This is a genomic window from Nostoc sp. CCY0012, from assembly GCF_963920855.1.
In the GTDB taxonomy this organism is placed as follows: domain Bacteria; phylum Cyanobacteriota; class Cyanobacteriia; order Cyanobacteriales; family Nostocaceae; genus Cyanocohniella.
Genome location: NZ_CAWUDM010000001.1, coordinates 52,453 through 71,561 on the forward strand (window position 1 = coordinate 52,453; position 19,109 = coordinate 71,561).

Below are 19,109 nucleotides of genomic sequence, written 5' to 3' on the forward strand. Positions count from 1 at the left end.
AATTTCACAAATTGATCTAAAGATGAAAATATCCCAGGCAGCTGCAAATGTCTGCACAATTTTTGCTACAAATGCACAGAAGCAGAAAACAGAAGATTCTAATGAAAGTAAAATAATTTACTTAAAAGGTACTGATTGTGCGATTAAGTCACAAGCATCCTTATCTGCATTTACTTCATATAGAGTTGGGGGAGCAGCGGAATGGTACGTTGCCCCCCATAATTTAGAAGCTCTTCAAGCCAGTCTAGAGTATGCAAAAGAACAAGAGTTATCAGTGACAACACTGGGGGCAGGCTCTAATATGTTGGTAAGCGATCGCGGTTTACCAGGCTTAGTCATTTCTACTCGTCATCTCCGCCATAGCTACTTTGATCCCCAGACAGGCCAATTAACCGTCGCTGCGGGGGAATCAATTCCTAGCTTGGCATGGGAAGCTGCCAAATTAGGCTGGCAAGGATTAGAGTGGGCTGTGGGTATTCCCGGAACTGTTGGGGGTGCTGTAGTCATGAATGCCGGCGCACACAATAGCTGTATCGCAGATATGTTAGTTAGCGCCCAGGTACTTTCGTCAGATGGTACTTTAGCAACTTTGACCCCAGACGAAATCGGTTACAGCTACCGGACTTCATCATTGCAAGGTAGCGATCGCATTGTTACCCAAGCCACCTTCCAATTGCAACCAGGTATTGATCCAGCATTGGTTTTGGCAGTAACCAAGCAACACAAAAAACATCGTCTAACTACCCAACCCTACAATTTCCCCAGTTGCGGTAGCGTCTTCCGTAACCCTACACCTTATGCAGCTGGGTGGTTAATCGAACAAACAGGTTTAAAAGGCTACCAAATTGGCGGAGCGCAAGTAGCATTATTACATGCTAATTTTATCGTCAATCGTGGTGGAGCCAAGGCTAGTGATATTTTTTATCTCATCCGTCATATCCAACAACAAGTACAAGACAGGTGGTCAATTTGCTTAGAGCCAGAAGTCAAAATGATCGGTGAGTTTCAAGCAGTTGCTTAAGGGACTAGTACAGCACGGCGTAAATAGGCATACCATTTAAAATCGTTAAACAGCTTGTTTGATAAGCTTTTTGACTTTTGATTTTTGAACGCCAGTTGCTACAAGTCGGGGAACCCGACGACAGTCGCCTCAAGTCGGGGAACCCGCCCACGGCGCTGTCTCCCCAACGCACTGGCTCCTTTCGACTTCCGCGCAGCGGTACTAGGGGCTAGGGGAAGAAGTTGGGCTTGTACTGTACCATCATCATCCCCCTCATCGCCCCAACTCCAGGATTAATTATTGGTAATAAAAGAGGCAAATTGCCGACCGCATCTATAATTGAATTTGATTTTGTTATTTAACGTACACTTGGAAAATCGATTATGACAGGTAAAGGACAGGGATTTGGTTTTGGCTTAGGAAAAATGAAAGAACTAGCTGATGCTTTTAAAAAAGCGCAGCAAGTTCAAGAAGGAGCAAAGCGTCTTCAAGAAGAATTGGAGCAAATGGAAATTCAAGGTGAATCTGGTGGTGGACTTGTTAAAGTCATAGTCAGTGGGAACCAAGAACCCAAGCGCGTAGAAATTGCCCCAGATGCTCTAGGACAAGGTGCGGAACTACTGTCTGATCTGGTAACAGTAGCCATGAAAGATGCTTACAACAAATCTACAGCCACGATGAGGGAACGGATGGAAGACTTGACCAGTGGACTAGAACTGCCTGGATTTTAATCATTGGTCATTAGTCATTAGTCATTAGTCATCTACCATTAGACTGATGACTGTAGACTTTTGACCTTTGATGGGTACCAAGTAAAATATTTATGCCTTACAAGCTGTTGTTTGTCTGCCTGGGTAATATTTGTCGCTCGCCATCGGCAGAAAATATTATGAATCATCTCATCGCACAGGCTGACTTGGGCGATGACATTTTCTGTGACTCTGCGGGTACATCAAGTTATCACATTGGTAGCGCCCCCGACCGACGCATGAGTGCTGCTGCTGCTAGCAAATTGGGAATTAAACTGCGTGGTCAGGCTCGCCAATTTCAAAAATTAGACTTTCATGACTTTGATATGATCTTGGCAATGGATCAAGAGAATTATGAAAATATTCTCGCTCTTGATCCAACTGGGCAGCATCACCATAAAGTTTATTTAATGTGTCAATTTTGCTCAAGACACACCCTAAAGGAAGTTCCCGACCCTTATTACGGCGGAGTAGATGGCTTTAATCAGGTCATCGATTTGCTTGTGGATGCTTGTGAAGGTCTACTTCAACACATTACCAACAATCAATTACAAGCATAAATGTGAGCAAATACTGTGGGAGACACAGTATTTCTAGCTTGTGCAGAATCTGTAAAAGAATCTCCTGCCACAGCGACAGCCTGGCGGTGAGAGGATCAATCCACTAAGCCATGCTTCATGGCAAAACGGACTAGTTCTGCTCGGTTGCTGGTGGCAGTTTTTCTTAATAAGCTGCTCACATATTTTTCCACTGTTCTGGGACTTAGGTGTAGTTGACTGCCCATGTCGGCATTAGAAAGACCGTGAGTCAATAGTTCTAAGACTTCTTGTTCTCTGGCAGTCAACGATGACAGCAAATGTGATTGCTGAATATGAGTAGATAAAGATTTGTGATTGTCCATTTCTTTTGTCGAAAAGGAACCTCCCAAATTTTCTTTATGGGAAAAGCGGTACTCCGATTGAATAATTTGCGATCGCGCCAGGAGATTCCGAATTGCTGCTGCTAGCTCTTCTAGTTCAAAAGGCTTAGGCAAGTACAAATCGCACCCTGATTGGTAACCCAGAATTCTTTCTTGAGTCTTTGTGCGTGCTGTTAATAAAATTACGGGTAATAACCGAAATACTGGCTGTTGACGGACTCTACGGACTAGTTCATAGCCATTCATCTGTGGCATGACAATATCAGTGACTATCAAATCAGGATGGTAATCATCTACCATTGCCAAAGCTTCTTGACCATCATTAGCTGTGATCACTGAGTAGCCAGACAGTTCAAGATAGTCACTAATAGACAGACGAGTTCCCAAGTCGTCATCCACAACAAGGATTGTCAAGGGCATGGACAGTACACCCCTAGCATTTTTTTACTCAGAATTTGGCTTTTACAAGCTACAACAGTTAACACAGGCAGAAATAGTGTTCTTATGTTTCATAGGATTAACAGCTTATGACTGCCTGAAGGTTGATTTATAAAGAAAATCTTAAATCCTTAGAAAGAGTTAACGAATTGTAACGCTATTCGACTCCTAATGCTTAAAAGTTACAGATAATTTTATGTTTCTTAATAAAGAAACCATAGTGTATGACTATTTCTGACTCAAATGTAAATAATTTTTACTTTAAAATTATTTTTTAGCACTAAGATCGACTCACCTAAAATTAGTCTGGCTGGTCTTAAGTGTAAATCAAATACACAAAAACAAACATAATCAATACTGGTTGATATTTGCCACAAGTATTAATACTCAACAGGAAGCAATCTTTAAGGAAAATGTCCAGAGGATAACGCTGATATAATACCAAATTGCCAAAGATAGTGTTGTGTAAAAAAAATCCCATTCCAGCGTCAGTTTGGCAGTGAGATTGTCAAGGCTGTTAGCCAGCATGACTTATAATAATGACTCATTCTTTGTTTTCCTAACTGGAGAAATCAAACTCATGGGTCGCGCCAAAAAGGTTGTCCTGGCATATTCTGGTGGAGTGGATACCTCCGTTTGCATTCCTTACCTGAAAAAAGAGTGGGGTGTAGAAGAAGTAATTACTCTGGCAGCAGACTTAGGTCAGGGAGATGAATTAGAGCCAATCCGAGAAAAAGCTCTGAAATCGGGTGCAAGTGAATCTCTTGTGGCGGATGTGAAAGATAGTTTTGTTAAAGATTACGCTTTTCCCGCAATTCAAGCCAACGCCCTCTACGAAAATCGCTATCCCTTAGGGACTGCTCTTGCTCGTCCGTTGATTGCCAAGATACTAGTAGAAGCTGCCCATAAATATGGTGCTGATGCGATCGCTCATGGTTGCACTGGTAAAGGTAATGATCAAGTGCGCTTTGATGTTGCTTGTGCGGCCCTTGATCCCAATTTGAAGATCCTCGCACCAGCCAGGGAATGGGGCATGAGTCGTGAGGAAACCATCGCTTACGGTGAGCAGTTTGGCATCCCCACACCAGTCAAAAAATCTTCTCCCTATAGTATTGATAAAAATTTACTCGGTCGCAGCATAGAAGCTGGGGTATTGGAAGATCCAGCTGCTGAACCACCAGAAGAAATTTATGAAATGACCAAGGCGATCGCGGATACTCCCGATGAGCCGGAATACATTGAAATTGGGTTTCAGGGGGGTATTCCTACCAGCCTCAACGGCACACCTAAAAAACCAGTTGAGTTAATTGAACAACTCAATCAGGCAGCAGGAAATCATGGCATTGGGCGGATTGATATGATTGAAAACCGCCTAGTGGGTATCAAATCACGAGAAATATACGAATCACCCGCTATGTTAGTGCTAATTCAGGCACACCGTGATTTAGAAAGTCTGACTTTGACGGCAGATGTGAGTCACTACAAGCGGGGTATAGAAGAAACTTATACCCAAATAGTTTATAACGGTCTTTGGTACAGTCCACTCAAAAACGCACTAGATGCCTTTATTTACAAAACACAAGAACGAGTTTTAGGAACTGTACGAGTCAAACTTTTTAAAGGTAACGCCAGCATAGTCGGACGTTGGAGTGATAATTCTCTCTACACCCCCGATTTAGCAACCTACGGTTCGGAAGACCAATTTGATCACAAATCGGCTGAAGGCTTCATTTATATTTGGGGATTGCCCACGCGCATTTGGGCGCAGCAAAGTAGGAAGTAGGAAGTAGGAAGTAGGGAGTAGGAAGTAGGGAGTAACGAAGAAATTTCCCCCCTGCACCCTGCGCCCTGCCCCCCTGCCTCTTTCCCCTAGCCTCTTCTCACTCACTAGTTGCTCGTTTCACTTGGCGGGACTCTAGCCATATGGGTATACCAATCAAGGCCACCAGAATTAGTAAAGCTGCGATCGCAAATTGACTCACCCAAGCAACTAATTGTTCTAGAGAAATAACTCTGCCAGCAAAAAAAGCTAACGTCACCATCACACTAGCCCATGCGCTTGCTCCTGCTAAGTTGTATACAAAGAATTTTCTAAAAGGCATTTCAGCTATACCTGCTAGTGGCGCTGCAAAAATTCGCAATAATGCGAAAAACCGCCCGAAGAATACAGCTTTAGTGGCATTATCACTAAATTGTTCTTTAATATTTAGCAATCGCTCTTCGGAAACCCGAAAGAGTTTACCTATTTGTAGCAAAAACGGCCAGCCACCAATTTTACCAATCCAATAGCCACAAGCACCCCCTATGACAGCACCTGCAACGGCATCACCAAGTACTAACCAGTAACTTAGTTCATCACTGCCAGCGAGAAACCCGCCCACCAGGGTTACTGTTTCACCAGGAAGGGGAATGCCCAAATTTTCTAGCAAAATTCCCAAAAAAATTGCCCAGTAACCATACTGGTGGGCAAATTCTTGGATGTTTTCTAGTGAAATCAATTCAAGAGACATCCCGCACCGCCGCCTTTACAATTTTTTACCTTTCATATATCTTGGCTCGTTTATGGCTGGGGTGTCAATCAAGCCATAATATAGACTTAATTTATATTTTAGTTTTTTATGTTATTTATTAGATATTGAATATTGACGCTTTAGTCTTTACGAGTTATTAACACAAATACATCCTTCAAACATAATTATTAGGGAAAATTTATAAAAATCTGATGAAAATATAAAAATTTTGTAAAAGATACGGTTGATACCGAAATTATTAGGCGATTATGCCTATATTTAGGGAAGTTAAAATAAATTATACGGCACAAGTACTGAACTAAATTGTTTCCGCAGCCGATATGTGAATTCCTATAATTTGGGAAGCAAACAATATTTTGCTGTTAAAGATAAGCTAGTATTTATGCCAAATTTCTGTTCTGTTACGTGTTTCAACTACCTAGTTAAATTCATGACTATCTCACAAGAATTGCAAGTAGTTTTATTTAAGCCCCACGGCAGCATTGACTTGCAGGGTGGAATGACTTTGAGCGAACAGATGAGGGAAGTCACACCCCAGTCTGATCAACTCTGGGTTATTGACTTATCAGAAGTTGATTTTATGGATAGTTCTGGATTAGTACCTTTGATCAATGGACTAACGTCGGCACGTGAAAATGGTTGTCGCCTAGTGTTATGCAACGTGCAAGCTCCAGTAAGATTAATTTTGGAACTGACTCAACTAGATTCAGTTTTTGAAATTTTTGATACTTACGAGGATATTTTCACCGCCAGCAACGATAAAGATCTGGCTATAGCGAGCTAATTTATTACCTGAGATAGATGGGGTATGTTTATCGCTTTTTTAGTTCTTAATCTTCTCCTAATTCCTTTATCATAGCCAGCGATCGCAGTCTCATGTTAGCCGATTGAACTGACACTTACATTGCAATATTGGTGTCAATTAATGTTTATCGGCAACAGGTGCAGGAGGAAATAAGCAAACCAATTTCAGACAAATTTTGTCTAATTTACTACCCTGACTGCACCAATCATCTGACTGCTAAATATATAAAAGCTAACCACTTCCTTAGAGGTAAGTGGTTTATTATTGGTACTTCACGCATTCTGTACAGTAGAAATATTGTTTTGACTAGAATCCGGACGGGGAAAATTTGGCAAATCAATGCCACTATGACTCGTGGTGCGGGTCTTAATTGCCAAACGGTAACTCACACTTTGTAATTCTGCCTGAAGTTTACGGTTTTCCCTTTGTAACATTGCCACTTTTTCTCTGACTGGAGCCATACGCTCCTCAAATTTACGACGGTAAATTTGGGGTAACTCTTGTACCACTTGCTCTAACATCCGACTGCGATCAGTTAGTTCTTGTACTGACTGCCGTAGTTGGTAAATTTCGGTATCACGAGTAGTAATTTGCTCTTGGTAGAATGTTACTTGCTGCTCAACAGCTTGCAATTGTTCTTGCAATGCCTGCAATTGAGTAGTATCATACTCAGGCTCGGATTTTTGGGGCATAAAATTAGCATTGCCCTTTACCAAGCGGAAAAGTTCTTGAGATAGCTGCTGCACTAATTGATCACGCAGCTGCAACTCTTGGCGCAACTGCGATACCTCTGTAGAGAGAGCTTGGATGTTGGGTGTGTCAGTTTGGCTCACAGTGGCTTACAGCTCCCATTGACGAATGCTTGTCTAAATTTTAGGTATAACTGCGATGGTACTGCCTTAAGGAAGTACTTGTTAATTTAGCATTCCCAACCACATGCCGAAAAACTTACTTGGTAAAAATTTTTTTAGATTTACCTTAATCAGTACTGAGTACTGAGTCAAAAAACTCAACACTCAGCATTGGTAATGAGATTACAACTTAGGCGGTTACAGCAACTGTTTCTGTTTCTGTTTCTGCTGTGTCTGCTTCTGCTTCTGGCAGATCCTGCTTAATAGTCAAGTAGCGAATCACTTCTTCGCTCAAACGCATAGCACGTTCCATAGGAGCGATCGCAGATCCAGGGCCAGTGTAGTTCATTTGCACGTAGATGCCGTCCCGGTGTTTTTTAATTTCATAAGCCAGACGACGTTTGCCCCGATTTTGAATTTCCATATTTTCAGCACCTTGTTCTTGGAGCAAATTATGGTATTTAGCGATCGCTTGCTCTACCTGTTCATCTCCCAGATCAGGACGTAGGATGTATATTGTTTCGTAAACTATGGACATTGCTTTTAAGTCTCCTTATGGACGAAAGGGCTGCTGATGTGATTTTATACAGGAATCTCATGGAGGTTACCCGCAATGATCAACATCAAAGCAACAAGGAACTATAATCTTACCAGTTTTCAATTTGAATCATTAGCCAAATCCGCCAAAAAATAAAAACCTAACCCTCCTGCAATGCTAAACTCACCGCGCTGGCTCACTTTTAACTTTCGATGATCGGTACTAGCTTTTTGGTGAACACCAGCAAATTGATGAAGCTATCAACTTAGCTAATGGGTATGCTTCCCAAATTGAGACTATAGCTAATCGGTCTGGGGCTAAAGCCTCTATCACTGACTGAATATGCTACCCGCTTACAGCTTTCAATCGCAGACAAAAGGATATTAATCAAGGTTATGGCGCAGCGCTATGTGCGAGTTCAAAATCAAGAAGGCAAGATTTACTATGGATTGCTACAACTATCCCTCAATGTGCAGGTGCTAGATGCTCCACCCTGGTTAAAAGGGGAACCCATAGACTTAATTCTCGAACCAAAAAACTACCAAATTCTTACTCCCTGCTCTCCCTCCAAAATTGTGGCGGTAGGGAAGAATTATACAGAACATGCTGAAGAAATGGGAACTAAAGTCCCTAGTGAGCCGCTACTTTTTCTCAAGCCGCCCTCATCTATCATTGCTTCGGAAACAGAAATTAAGTATCCGCTCCAGTCGCAACGGGTAGACTACGAAGGTGAATTAGCATTAGTTATTGGCGATCGCACTTGTAACTGCACAGTAGAAGAAGCCCAAACCAAAATTTGGGGCTACACCATAGCTAACGATGTAACAGCGCGAGATCTCCAACAAAAAGACGGTCAATGGACGCGCGCCAAAGGTTTTGATACGTTTTGTCCTTTAGGCCCTTGGATTGTCCGAGAATTGAATCCTGGAGCCAGATTACAGACCTTTTTGAATGATGATCCTACACCAGTGCAGTCTGCTTGTATTGATCAGATGGTGTTTCCCCCTGAGGTGTTAGTTTCCTATATTAGTCAGGTGATGACACTGTTGCCGGGTGATGTAGTGTTAACAGGTACACCAGTGGGTATAGGGCCGATGCACATAGGCGATCGCGTCCGTGTGGAAATTGAAGGCATTGGTCGCCTGGAAAACACCGTGACCACTTACTAGCGCACCTGCATATAAACAGCATCAGAAATCGCCGGAATTTCTGCATAACGCCCAAACAGAGATTGGGCCACAGAATAGATAATTGCTGCTATTAAGCCGATAAAAATGGTGTTGGTGATAGTTTCAATGGCAAAGCCAGCACCAGGAACCGGAGATATAATTTGCAGCAGTATGGAACACAAAAATATAACTATACTGAATAAAATTGCCTGCATCGTATTAAAACGAATGAAGTGACTAATTTTTTCGTTTCTTACCACTAATAAGAACAAGGCAAAAAAGACGATCAAGCTAGCAAAAGGTACTGCTTGATAAATTGCCAGTATGGGAGTTAAAGGGATTAATATGACTTGCAGGAAAGGAAACTGTCTCAGCAGATAGCTACCAAAAACTAGACCCTCAATTAAAGGCAGTAAATAAGGTAAACAAGCAAAAATCCGGTCAGAAACATTTATAGAACCACGCCAAGTCATTGTGCGTTCTCCTTTGGCTAAATTTTAAAAGTGACTTGAGCCTAGGATAACGCAGTTGCATAGTCTTGCTGATATATCTGATTATTCTACATAAGCAATTCGGAAACCCATCATACATTCATACTGCTCTACTTGCTGTGCATTCAGTTGGCGAATAGCTTGACCGCATCGCAGTTGACCGCCACGCCAACGGGGTTGACCACTCCCATCAGCCAGTAGACAAGATTGGCAAACTTGAGCGGGAGCAAGGATTTGCTCGTCCATTAAAATGACTAACATTGAATCCCTCCTGTACATTTTTATTACTTACCCCGCATTGTTCCCCCAGCTTAGGCACACTTTTATAGATATGCAAATTACGAACGCAGCCAGATGAGGCTGAAACTGTGTATGGAAACTATGGTGATGGTAATGCCCCAACGTATAGTTTTACGCTGCTGTTGGCAAACATGGGGTAATAACAAAAATACCAAGTGAACTTTAATTTATTGTACGTTCTCCCTCTGGGATAGTGATGATTTTGTAACAAGTCATACAAAACTTAGACAAAGTACAGATATGCATAAGTATCCTGAACAATATTAAATCCGCATTCTTTCGCCTCTCTGTAAAGTTAGCCATAGCGGTGTAAAATTTGAAATTCAGGAAAAGGCTTAAAGGTGATTAACACATTCATGGGTCTGGCATCTAATAATAAATAAGTCAGCACTAATAAAAGTCAGCAGTCAAACACCATTGACTGTAAACGTTAACTTAGACGCTGCACCCAGCCAATATCAACAGTTTTGCAATTTCCATAAGGATAGTTGAAGTGACTAGAACTAATTCAGAATTTCTCGCTGACTCTGATCCGGCGATCGCCGGGTTGATTAATCAAGAACTACAGCGTCAACGCGACCACTTAGAGTTGATTGCTAGTGAAAACTTTACCTCGGCTGCTGTACTAGCGGCTCAAGGTTCGGTACTCACAAACAAATACGCCGAAGGTTTACCAGGTAAACGTTACTATGGCGGTTGTGAATTTATCGACGAAATTGAGCAAATAGGAATTGATAGAGCTAAAGAATTATTTGGTGCAGCTCACGCCAATGTCCAACCCCATTCTGGCGCTCAGGCAAATTTTGCGGTTTTCCTGACATTGCTAGAACCCGGTGACAAAATCATGGGTATGGATTTATCTCATGGGGGACATCTTACTCACGGTTCACCAGTGAATGTTTCGGGTAAGTGGTTCCAAGTGTGCCACTATGGCGTGAACCAACAAACAGAACAACTAGACTATGACCAAATCAGAGAGCTGGCGCTAAGGGAGCGTCCTAAGCTCTTAATTTGTGGTTATTCAGCTTATCCCCGGATCATTGATTTTGCTAAGTTTCGCAGTATTGCTGATGAAATCGGCGCTTACTTACTGGCAGATATTGCCCATATTGCTGGTTTGGTTGCTAGTGGTTTGCACCCCAACCCCATTGCTGAATGTGATGTAGTTACAACCACTACCCATAAAACATTACGTGGTCCTCGCGGTGGTTTGATTTTGACCCGCGATGCCGAACTAGGTAAAAAACTAGATAAATCCGTTTTTCCTGGCACTCAAGGCGGCCCTCTAGAACATGTAATTGCTGCTAAGGCAGTAGCTTTTGGTGAAGCACTCAAGCCAGAATTTAAAACTTATTCGGCGCAAGTAATTGACAATGCCCGCGCCTTAGCCCAGCAACTACAAAACCGTAGTTTAAAGCTAGTATCTAATGGTACAGACAATCATTTGATGTTAGTAGATTTACAGAATATAGGACTCACAGGCAAACAAGCCGATCAGCTCGTGAGTGGCGTGAACATCACCGCCAACAAAAATACAGTCCCCTTTGACCCCCAATCACCATTTGTCACCAGCGGACTAAGATTAGGTTCTCCAGCCATGACCACAAGAGGCTTGGGAAAAGTAGAATTTACCGAAATTGGTAACATTATCGCCGATCGCCTACTTGACCCCGATTCTGAGACAGTCGCCCAAGATTGTCGCCAACGGGTAGCCGCATTGTGCGATCGCTTCCCCTTGTATCCACATTTACAAATTCCAGTTCCAGCCTTGGCGTAAAGAAGAAGCAGGGGGGCAGGGGAGCCACTGCGGTGGAAGGGTTCCCCGGCATAAAGCAAGTGGCGTGGCAGGGAGCAGGGGGGAAAAACTTCTAGCTATGACCAACATTTTCCCTTGTCCCCTTATCCCCTTGTCCCCAATTCTCTTGCTGATCAAAGCCCAAAATATAGTAAATATTTAGATGGCAACATCCTACGGCGAATTGTTGTCTGACCACTACGTTACTAAAAATACCGATGCCTCCCCAGATTTATCATCTGATTGCTTTTCTCATAGCCGCAGTAGTCGTTCTCTGGACTACGCCTGATGTAAAAAACATTGGTATAAAAAGTGGACGTGTAGATCAACCAGGCGATCGCAAAGTCCATCAACGCCCAATGGTACGTCTGGGAGGAGTTTCTATCTTTGCTGGTACCATTGCTTCGCTACTGATTGTCTGGTGGTTGGGCGGATTTGGTCATTTACCACCTGAAAAAGAATGGCAAATTTGGGGTGTTACTTTAGGCGGTCTGGGCTTTTTTTTGATTGGTTTAGCCGATGACTTGTTAAGTCTTTCTCCCCTCACACGCCTGCTAATGCAAATTGTGGTGGCGGCTGGCGCTTGGAAAGCTGGTGTAAGTATAGATTTTATTAGCATTCCCACAGTCGGTATAGTTGACCTCACTTGGCTAAGTTTACCGATTACAGTTATTTGGCTGGTGGGGATGGTCAATGCTATTAACTGGATTGATGGATTGGATGGTTTAGCCGCTGGAGTGTCAGGAATTGCGGCTGTAATTATGTTGCTAGTATCTCTATTTATGCGACAACCAGCAGCAGCTTTAATCGCCGCAGCTTTAGCTGGCGCATCTTTGGGATTTCTTCGCTATAACTTCAACCCCGCACAAATCTTTATGGGAGATGGCGGGGCCTATTTTATGGGATTTACTCTAGCGGCTGTAGGTGTAATTGGTTTAGTGAAAATTCCGGCCTTCACTGCGGTGATTTTGCCTTATCTAATTTTGGCTGTACCAATTGTTGATATGTCAGCTGTGATTTTGGCACGACTTTGTAGTGGTAAATTACCTTGGGTTGCAGATGGTCACAGCCATTTACATCACCGACTCTTAAAGGCTGGTTTATCCCATCGCTGGACTGTTTTGTTCATTTACTCTCTTACCCTGTGGGTAGGAAGTTTGGCATTAGCTGTTGCTGGTATTCCTAGTGGTGTTGTTTACGCTAGTGCAACCACCTCGCTACTCAGTTATGTTTCTTGGCGAGTTTGGAAATTATCTCAACAAAAGTAAACGCTGATTACTTTTGTCTTATTAGTGGATGACCAAAGATTTAGTAACCATTCCTCTGCCTGAAGGCGAGAGGCTTTATCCCCCTCCCCACACTATAAGGTGCGTACTTGTGTGGCTTGCGGAATTTCGGGCTGGGTTACGGTTGACCAGAGAGTGTAGACTCACTCCCCAACCCCATAGCTCATTTTTCGCAGATACTCGTCATCTACTCGGCTACTGGCAAAGCCTTGGAAAAGAGCTAATTTCCTGCATTGAGCCAATTTCACCGTATTTTAATGTTACCAAAATGCGAGTTTTTTTAAGTTCAAGTTTTTGTAAAGCCGTCTTCAAAAGACGGGGTTGTAGACCCAGGAGTTTCGATGAGTGCAGAAATTATTTGTGTTGGTACTGAACTGCTGTTAGGAGATATCCTTAATAGTAATTCTCAATTTTTAGCGCAACAATTAGCGCAACTGGGGATTCCCCACTACTATCAAACGGTAGTTGGGGATAACCCAGAAAGACTCAAGCAAGTTATAGAAATTGCTATATCAAGAGCGCAAATTCTTATTTTTACAGGTGGTCTTGGCCCTACACCTGATGACCTGACTTGTGAAACTATCGCTGATTTTTTTGGCGTTCCCTTGGTAGAACATCCAGAAATTATCGAAGACATAACTCAGAAATTTGCCCAACGTGGTCGGGTGATGACTCCCAGCAACCGCAAACAAGCATTGATTCCTCAAGGTGCAGACATTTTACCCAACCCTACAGGTACAGCACCCGGTATTATCTGGCAACCACGACCGGAAATCACAATTTTTACTTTTCCTGGTGTCCCCTCGGAAATGCACCGGATGTGGTCAGAAACAGCGGTACCTTTTCTCAAAAATCAAGGTTGGGGACAAGAAATTATCTATAGCCGGAGTTTAAAGTTTTGGGGAATCGGTGAATCGGCTTTGGCAGAAAAAGTTGCCCCCTACTTTAACTTACCAAATCCCACGGTAGCCCCTTATGCGGGTAAGGGTGAAGTCAGACTACGAATTTCCGCCAAGGCTGCTTCCGAAGCCGCTGCTGAGGCTTTGATTGCACCTGTGGAGAAACAAATTAAAGATATTGCCGGATTAGATTACTACGGGACTAATGATGATACTTTGGCTTCTGTAGTAGGTCAGTTATTGCGTCTATCGGGTGCAACACTATCGGTGGCAGAATCTTGTACTGGTGGGGGATTAGGGCAAATGTTGACTGATAAATCTGGCAGTTCTGATTACTTTTGGGGTGGGGTAATTTCTTATGATAATTCGGTGAAGGTAGGGTTACTAGGAGTGAATCCAGAGGATTTAGAGAAATTTGGGGCAGTAAGTGCTATTGTTGCCGAACAAATGGCTGTGGGGGTAAAAACCCGCCTCTCAACCACTTGGGCCTTGAGTATTACAGGTGTTGCTGGCCCAACCGGAGGAACAGACACCAAGCCAGTGGGTTTAGTTTACATTGGTTTAGCAGGGCCAGAGCAGGAAGTGACAAGTTTTGAATATCGCTTTGGCACTATGCGGGGACGTGCGTTGATTCGTCATGTCAGTGCTAATACAGCATTGGACTTGCTGCGACGGACATTAATCAGATAATCCGGTTCAGGTTTTCCCCATAACATTTTTGCCTTCAACAAAAATCCTACTCCCTACTCCCCACTCCCCACTCCCTACGCTTAAGTAAACTCTATAGTCTCCACAAAATCTAAAATATTCTCCTGAATGTCTTTGGCTTCTTCTGCGATGGAAGTCGGCATTTCATTGTTAAAGAAGTTGTGCTGGCTGCTAACTATATACACATAGTTAGTATTCATAAATGTGAGTAGCCCCCGGTATGCGTCCAACTTAGTAGCAGTGCCATTATTTTCTTGCTGGGAAATTGTGGAACCCTGAGGCATATGAACTAATACGAAGTAAGATCCTTCTATTTTGTCTGCTAAGTATTCAGTATATTTCACCTCAGCTTTAGGCACATTGCTGAAAATTGCTTGCGGAAGGTACTTGTTGACTAGAAGTGATTGAAGATATTCCTCTTGTCCAATAGATTCCAACTCCTCTAACTGGTCTGAAGGGATGGAATAATAATCAATTCTGAGAAAAGTACCGAAGTCATCAGAAAAAGCAACTAGCCCTTCTTGACTGTTTACCTTACCACCCTGTTGTGGATCAACAGGAATAGGAACTGAAAAATTACCTGAGGGCGATTCATATACGTCGTCGCCATAATCTTTTACTATTGTGTCGTCGTCATCAAAGTATTCCTCATTTTCTGCTTCTTCTAAAGCAGCGATTACTTCTTGGATGATTTCTTGCGTTTCTTCATCCTCAAGTTCCAAAGCTTCCTGTAACTTTTTTAAATAAGGCTGTTTTTGTTTAGGGATCACCAGTTCTTCTTCGTCTATCACCACGATTACCCCAGCTGCAAAAGCATCTAAAACTAGGTCATCGGAAAGGCTTTCGTTAGCAAGATTAAATAAAGAACCAAGTCCTTCATCTTCGGCAATGCCTATGAGTTTATCGACTATTTCCACAATTTCATCTGCTGAGTATTCTTCAAAAACTTCAAATTCCCAAAGGATACTCACTAAATTTTCTACATCCACCTCATCTACAGAAGCATGAGCGATCGCAGTGATTGTGGCAATGGCTGCTACGGCTTCTTCTGGACTCAGTGATTCTTTGGAGACTTGTGATGAGTTAAAAATTTTGTCATATTTAGTCATAATTACTACCCTGTTTATTTGCTAGTGCTGACAGATTAAAAGTAACAATGGTCAGTTTAGCAATGTAGCGAACCTTTTATAGAAGAAGGTTTACTAACATTTGGTTAACTTGATGTTTCTCGGTGTGTCGCCAGTGTCCATTCAATATTACTGAAATTCGCTTGTAGTAAAACCCCCGCTTTAGTCGATGTGAATGTTAGACATGGAGAGAGCGAACAGTAATATTTTTGTACCAATTTAGATTTATTATTTAGATTTATTATTAATATTTACTTTACAATTCAATTCCCATATTAGTAATCATCTTTTGCCTTGACTTATGGGCAAGTCACTTCATTAATGAGTAGATTTATCAACTAGCTGACGATAGATTTTTATATCTTGGGTAGGATGACATAATACTGCTGTGTATAATGACACATCGTCTTATAGATGCTGTGGTCTTATCCGTGCAAACTTTAATTCCATGAAATTAAGCAACTTTTATGGTGCAAAATCCTCCATCCCAGTTCTCACCAGAGCAATACAAAGTAGATTCTCCCCGCGCACAAGTAGAAGCTCTCATCCAAGCACCGGCATCAGAAACGGAAATTGATTTAGAATTTCTTTACACGAGAGATATTGAATTTCGTCAAGAAACAATTTATTTTCTGGTAGTTGATCGCTTTTTCGATGGTGATCCAGATAATAGTGAAGGGATTAACTCAGATTTATATGATCCGAACCAACAAGACTGGGGTAAATACTGGGGTGGCGATTTGCAAGGTGTGATTGATAAATTGGACTATCTCAAAAATATGGGGGTGACTGCTGTTTGGCTGACTCCCTTATTTGAACAGGTAGAAGATTTATTAATTAGTAATGCAGCCATGCACGGCTATTGGACAAAAGACTTTAAACGAATTAATCCTCGCTACATTGCCGAAGGTGAGAATCCTTCTTTAAACGAAACCCAGGAAACCAAAAATACCACTTTTGATCGGTTAATTGAGGAACTGCACCAGCGCAACATGAAGTTGGTGCTGGATATTGTCTGCAACCACAGTAGCCCTGATACTAACGGTAGTAAGGGTGAACTGTATGATGATGGCGTGAAAATTGCTGACTTCAATGATGATGTCAATCACTGGTATCACCATTATGGTGAAGTGCAAAATTGGGAAGATGATTGGCAGGTACAAAACTGCGAACTAGCTGGTTTGGCTACCTTCAACGAAAATAATAGTGAATATAGACAGTACATCAAGTCAGCAATTAAACAATGGTTAGACCGGGGTGTAGATGCACTCAGGGTGGATACTGTCAAGCATATGCCTATTTGGTTTTGGCAAGAATTTACAGGCGATATTACCAATCACAAACCAGATGTATTTATTTTCGGCGAATGGATTTACAGCCATCCTGGTGACGATCGCTCGATAGAATTTGCCAATGAATCAGGCATGACTATACTAGACTTTGGCCTATGCGTGGCAATTAGAGCTGCACTAGCCCAAGGTTCAGAAAACGGATTCCACACAATTCAATACATTTTTGACCAAGACCATCGCTACAACGGGGCTACAGAGTTAGTTACCTTTATTGACAACCACGATATGTGTCGCTTTCAAACGCTGAACCCAGATCCAGCGATGTTAAAAGTGGCGATCGCCTTAATCATGACAGTTCGTGGTATTCCCTGTATTTATTACGGTACAGAACAGTATTTACATAACGATACTGATGGCGGTAATGATCCTTACAACCGCCCCATGATGGAAAGTTGGGATACTGATACGGAAATTTATCGTTATATCAGATTGTTATCTGGATTACGACGGTTAAATCCAGCAGTATCAATGGGTAGCCATTGGCAAAAATATATTACACCAGATATTTATTGCTATGTCCGTCGCTATCGTGATTCTATCTGTTTTGTCGCCCTCAGTCGGGGAGGCGCAGTCACCTTACCAGAAGTAGAAACAGAACTACCTGATGGCGAACATACTTGCGTTATCACTCGCAACAAGTATGAAGTAAAAGACGGCAAAATTTATAACTTGCGACTGGAAGAACGGGGAGTAATTGTTTTCAGCCACGTTGGTGAAAGAATCAAAGGAGAAACCATCGTGCGGGTACAACTCAATGGAGTTAATACCCAACCAGGTGAAACCATTGTTATTACTGGAGACTGTCCAGAATTAGGCAACTGGGATATTAGCAAAGCTTATCCTTTAGAGTACATCAACACCAACACCTGGTCGGCAGAGATTCCCTTTAACGAAAGCGCTGGTAACTTGATTAGTTATAAATATGCCATGTGGCGAGAAGGGCGATCGCCTCTGCGCGAAAATCTCGTCAATCGTCGTTGGGTAATTGCCAAAGAAGGTACTGTGAAATGGCGTGATACCTGGGCTTCAGGGCGAGAATCTTAACAGAAAAACATAATTACAATTACGGGCCAGTGCAAAAAATTGTGCTGGCTTCCCAAAGCTAAGTACAAGATATCAGTTAAGAAAAAATTTTGAAGCAACCAGATACCTTTTAATGATTTGTTGCAAGTAATTTACACTTTTACACTTTTCGCCAAAATGCTTTGCAGTATCTTAAAACAAATAACAGCAGTAATACAGATGTAACAATTAAAACTGAGTGCAAAACTAATAGATATCTAAAGTAAGAGGTTTTGAACATGGCTAAACAACCAAAACAACCAAAAATGCCCAAAATGCCAAAGGCTCCAAAACCTCTAAAGATGGTTAACGGGTATTTCAAGAAAGATGGGACTTTTGTAGCTCCTCACCTTAAGGGAGGGTATAAAGCTTTTTAGTTAAGCAAGATGTTACTAAATTTATAAACTGTAATATATTGATACACCCCTAAGCATTAGGGGTTATTTTTTTTGCAAATACTTATTGGATTGAACAAAAATGTTGAGCGCAGTCCCCACCTAAAAATACTATAAAAAGATTTACATTTTAAGTGGGGTAAGCGAAGCGATCGCTATAATCTCGGATTAACCAAAAGTGGCACCATTCCAGCCCCACATTGCACCCTTAGCATCGGCAAATTCTATATAAGTGCGATTTGTCGGTACACCCAGACTTTGATTTATTTCCTGGCAAAAGTCCTGACTCATGGCCTTGGTTTGGTCTGGCTTCATTGTACCTACACTTTTAATTTCGATATAGCAAACTGGATCTGTAGTCCCCGCAAAAGTCATAGGAACCCCCGCTTCAAAAGCCGTCATCACATAAGATTCAGGCTTTCCCAAATGCTTTGCTAACTTACCTGATAAGTTCTTCAGCATAGCCTCAACTTCAGTTTTTTCTGGAGCAGATACAGAAGTTTGCACTTTAATTAAAGGCATAGTATCAAATTCAAATTTTGATTTTTGTTGACATTGTTAAGTTTATCGAACCAGAGGATATCAGCAAGTATCTTCGTCCTTGTCCCCTTGTACCCTTGTCCCCTTGCACCGCACTGAGCTTGTCGTTCGCGCAGCGTCTCGAAGAGAAGTGTCCCCTTGTCCCCTTGTCCCC

The 19,109-nt window shown here is 42.2% G+C and carries 18 protein-coding genes; 10 read left to right on the top strand and 8 right to left on the bottom strand.

Annotated features, from left to right (window positions below):
* Nucleotides 1-22 precede the first annotated feature (22 nt).
* The 3 genes from murB to ACM0OS_RS00260 all read left to right on the top strand — a co-directional run bounded on the left by murB (nucleotide 23) and on the right by ACM0OS_RS00260 (nucleotide 2,309).
* The gene (murB, locus tag ACM0OS_RS00250; RefSeq protein ID WP_414541143.1) at nucleotides 23-1,021 is read left to right on the top strand and encodes a UDP-N-acetylmuramate dehydrogenase; all 999 of its coding nucleotides are present in this window, start codon (nucleotides 23-25) and stop codon (nucleotides 1,019-1,021) included.
* Between the two features lie 362 nt (nucleotides 1,022-1,383).
* Nucleotides 1,384-1,731, top strand: a complete 348-nt coding sequence (locus tag ACM0OS_RS00255) for a YbaB/EbfC family nucleoid-associated protein (RefSeq protein WP_414541144.1) — start codon at nucleotides 1,384-1,386, stop codon at nucleotides 1,729-1,731.
* Between the two features lie 92 nt (nucleotides 1,732-1,823).
* Nucleotides 1,824-2,309 (top strand): low molecular weight protein-tyrosine-phosphatase, encoded by a 486-nt coding sequence (locus ACM0OS_RS00260; protein WP_414541145.1) that lies wholly within the window; start codon nucleotides 1,824-1,826, stop codon nucleotides 2,307-2,309.
* A gap of 95 nt (nucleotides 2,310-2,404) precedes the next feature.
* Here the strand turns inward: ACM0OS_RS00260 and ACM0OS_RS00265 are convergent, their stop codons facing one another.
* Nucleotides 2,405-3,088: a response regulator transcription factor gene (locus tag ACM0OS_RS00265; protein ID WP_414541146.1), complete on the bottom strand. Its 684-nt coding sequence runs from the start codon at nucleotides 3,086-3,088 to the stop codon at nucleotides 2,405-2,407.
* Nucleotides 3,089-3,686: 598 nt separating this feature from the next.
* Between ACM0OS_RS00265 and ACM0OS_RS00270 the strand changes: the two genes are divergently transcribed.
* Nucleotides 3,687-4,889, top strand: a complete 1,203-nt coding sequence (locus ACM0OS_RS00270) for an argininosuccinate synthase (RefSeq protein WP_414541209.1) — start codon at nucleotides 3,687-3,689, stop codon at nucleotides 4,887-4,889.
* A gap of 97 nt (nucleotides 4,890-4,986) precedes the next feature.
* Here ACM0OS_RS00270 and ACM0OS_RS00275 read toward each other — a convergent pair whose 3' ends face one another.
* Nucleotides 4,987-5,616: a DedA family protein gene (locus ACM0OS_RS00275; RefSeq protein ID WP_414541147.1), complete on the bottom strand. Its 630-nt coding sequence runs from the start codon at nucleotides 5,614-5,616 to the stop codon at nucleotides 4,987-4,989.
* Nucleotides 5,617-6,067: 451 nt separating this feature from the next.
* Here ACM0OS_RS00275 and ACM0OS_RS00280 point away from each other — a divergent pair, with 451 nt between their 5' ends.
* The gene (locus tag ACM0OS_RS00280) at nucleotides 6,068-6,421 is read left to right on the top strand and encodes an STAS domain-containing protein (RefSeq protein WP_414541148.1); all 354 of its coding nucleotides are present in this window, start codon (nucleotides 6,068-6,070) and stop codon (nucleotides 6,419-6,421) included.
* A gap of 293 nt (nucleotides 6,422-6,714) precedes the next feature.
* On the opposite strand, the gene ACM0OS_RS00285 is transcribed toward ACM0OS_RS00280, so the two are convergent.
* On the bottom strand, nucleotides 6,715-7,275 hold the full coding sequence (locus tag ACM0OS_RS00285) for an Npun_F5560 family protein (RefSeq protein ID WP_414541149.1): 561 nt from the start codon (nucleotides 7,273-7,275) through the stop codon (nucleotides 6,715-6,717).
* Nucleotides 7,276-7,483: 208 nt separating this feature from the next.
* Nucleotides 7,484-7,831, bottom strand: a complete 348-nt coding sequence (rpsF, locus tag ACM0OS_RS00290) for a 30S ribosomal protein S6 (RefSeq protein ID WP_414541150.1) — start codon at nucleotides 7,829-7,831, stop codon at nucleotides 7,484-7,486.
* Between the two features lie 395 nt (nucleotides 7,832-8,226).
* On the opposite strand from rpsF, the gene ACM0OS_RS00295 reads away from it, so the two are divergent.
* Entirely contained in the window at nucleotides 8,227-9,000 is a 774-nt protein-coding gene (locus tag ACM0OS_RS00295) for a fumarylacetoacetate hydrolase family protein (protein WP_414541151.1), read from the top strand.
* Here the strand turns inward: ACM0OS_RS00295 and ACM0OS_RS00300 are convergent.
* Both ACM0OS_RS00300 and ACM0OS_RS00305 read right to left on the bottom strand, forming a co-directional pair.
* The gene (locus ACM0OS_RS00300; RefSeq protein ID WP_414541152.1) at nucleotides 8,997-9,473 is read right to left on the bottom strand and encodes a Tic20 family protein; all 477 of its coding nucleotides are present in this window, start codon (nucleotides 9,471-9,473) and stop codon (nucleotides 8,997-8,999) included. The two genes, ACM0OS_RS00295 and ACM0OS_RS00300, sit on opposite strands and share 4 nt — an antisense overlap.
* An 81-nt stretch (nucleotides 9,474-9,554) precedes the next feature.
* The gene (locus ACM0OS_RS00305) at nucleotides 9,555-9,752 is read right to left on the bottom strand and encodes a hypothetical protein (protein ID WP_414541153.1); all 198 of its coding nucleotides are present in this window, start codon (nucleotides 9,750-9,752) and stop codon (nucleotides 9,555-9,557) included.
* Nucleotides 9,753-10,284: 532 nt separating this feature from the next.
* Between ACM0OS_RS00305 and glyA the strand changes: the two genes are divergently transcribed.
* The 3 genes from glyA to ACM0OS_RS00320 all read left to right on the top strand — a co-directional run bounded on the left by glyA (nucleotide 10,285) and on the right by ACM0OS_RS00320 (nucleotide 14,461).
* Complete coding sequence (gene glyA / locus ACM0OS_RS00310; protein ID WP_414541154.1) at nucleotides 10,285-11,568, top strand: serine hydroxymethyltransferase; 1,284 nt, start codon at nucleotides 10,285-10,287, stop codon at nucleotides 11,566-11,568.
* Between the two features lie 236 nt (nucleotides 11,569-11,804).
* Nucleotides 11,805-12,854, top strand: coding sequence for a glycosyltransferase family 4 protein (locus ACM0OS_RS00315; RefSeq protein WP_414541155.1), 1,050 nt, complete (start codon nucleotides 11,805-11,807; stop codon nucleotides 12,852-12,854).
* A 359-nt stretch (nucleotides 12,855-13,213) separates the two neighbouring features.
* Entirely contained in the window at nucleotides 13,214-14,461 is a 1,248-nt protein-coding gene (locus ACM0OS_RS00320; RefSeq protein WP_414541156.1) for a competence/damage-inducible protein A, read from the top strand.
* 80 nt (nucleotides 14,462-14,541) lie between these two features.
* Here ACM0OS_RS00320 and ACM0OS_RS00325 read toward each other — a convergent pair whose 3' ends face one another.
* On the bottom strand, nucleotides 14,542-15,588 hold the full coding sequence (locus tag ACM0OS_RS00325) for a hypothetical protein (protein WP_414541157.1): 1,047 nt from the start codon (nucleotides 15,586-15,588) through the stop codon (nucleotides 14,542-14,544).
* Between the two features lie 485 nt (nucleotides 15,589-16,073).
* Between ACM0OS_RS00325 and ACM0OS_RS00330 the strand changes: the two genes are divergently transcribed.
* Entirely contained in the window at nucleotides 16,074-18,002 is a 1,929-nt protein-coding gene (locus ACM0OS_RS00330; RefSeq protein WP_414541158.1) for an alpha-amylase family glycosyl hydrolase, read from the top strand.
* Between the two features lie 581 nt (nucleotides 18,003-18,583).
* Here the strand turns inward: ACM0OS_RS00330 and ACM0OS_RS00335 are convergent.
* Nucleotides 18,584-18,937, bottom strand: a complete 354-nt coding sequence (locus tag ACM0OS_RS00335) for a phenylpyruvate tautomerase MIF-related protein (RefSeq protein WP_414541159.1) — start codon at nucleotides 18,935-18,937, stop codon at nucleotides 18,584-18,586.
* Nucleotides 18,938-19,109: the final 172 nt, after the last annotated feature.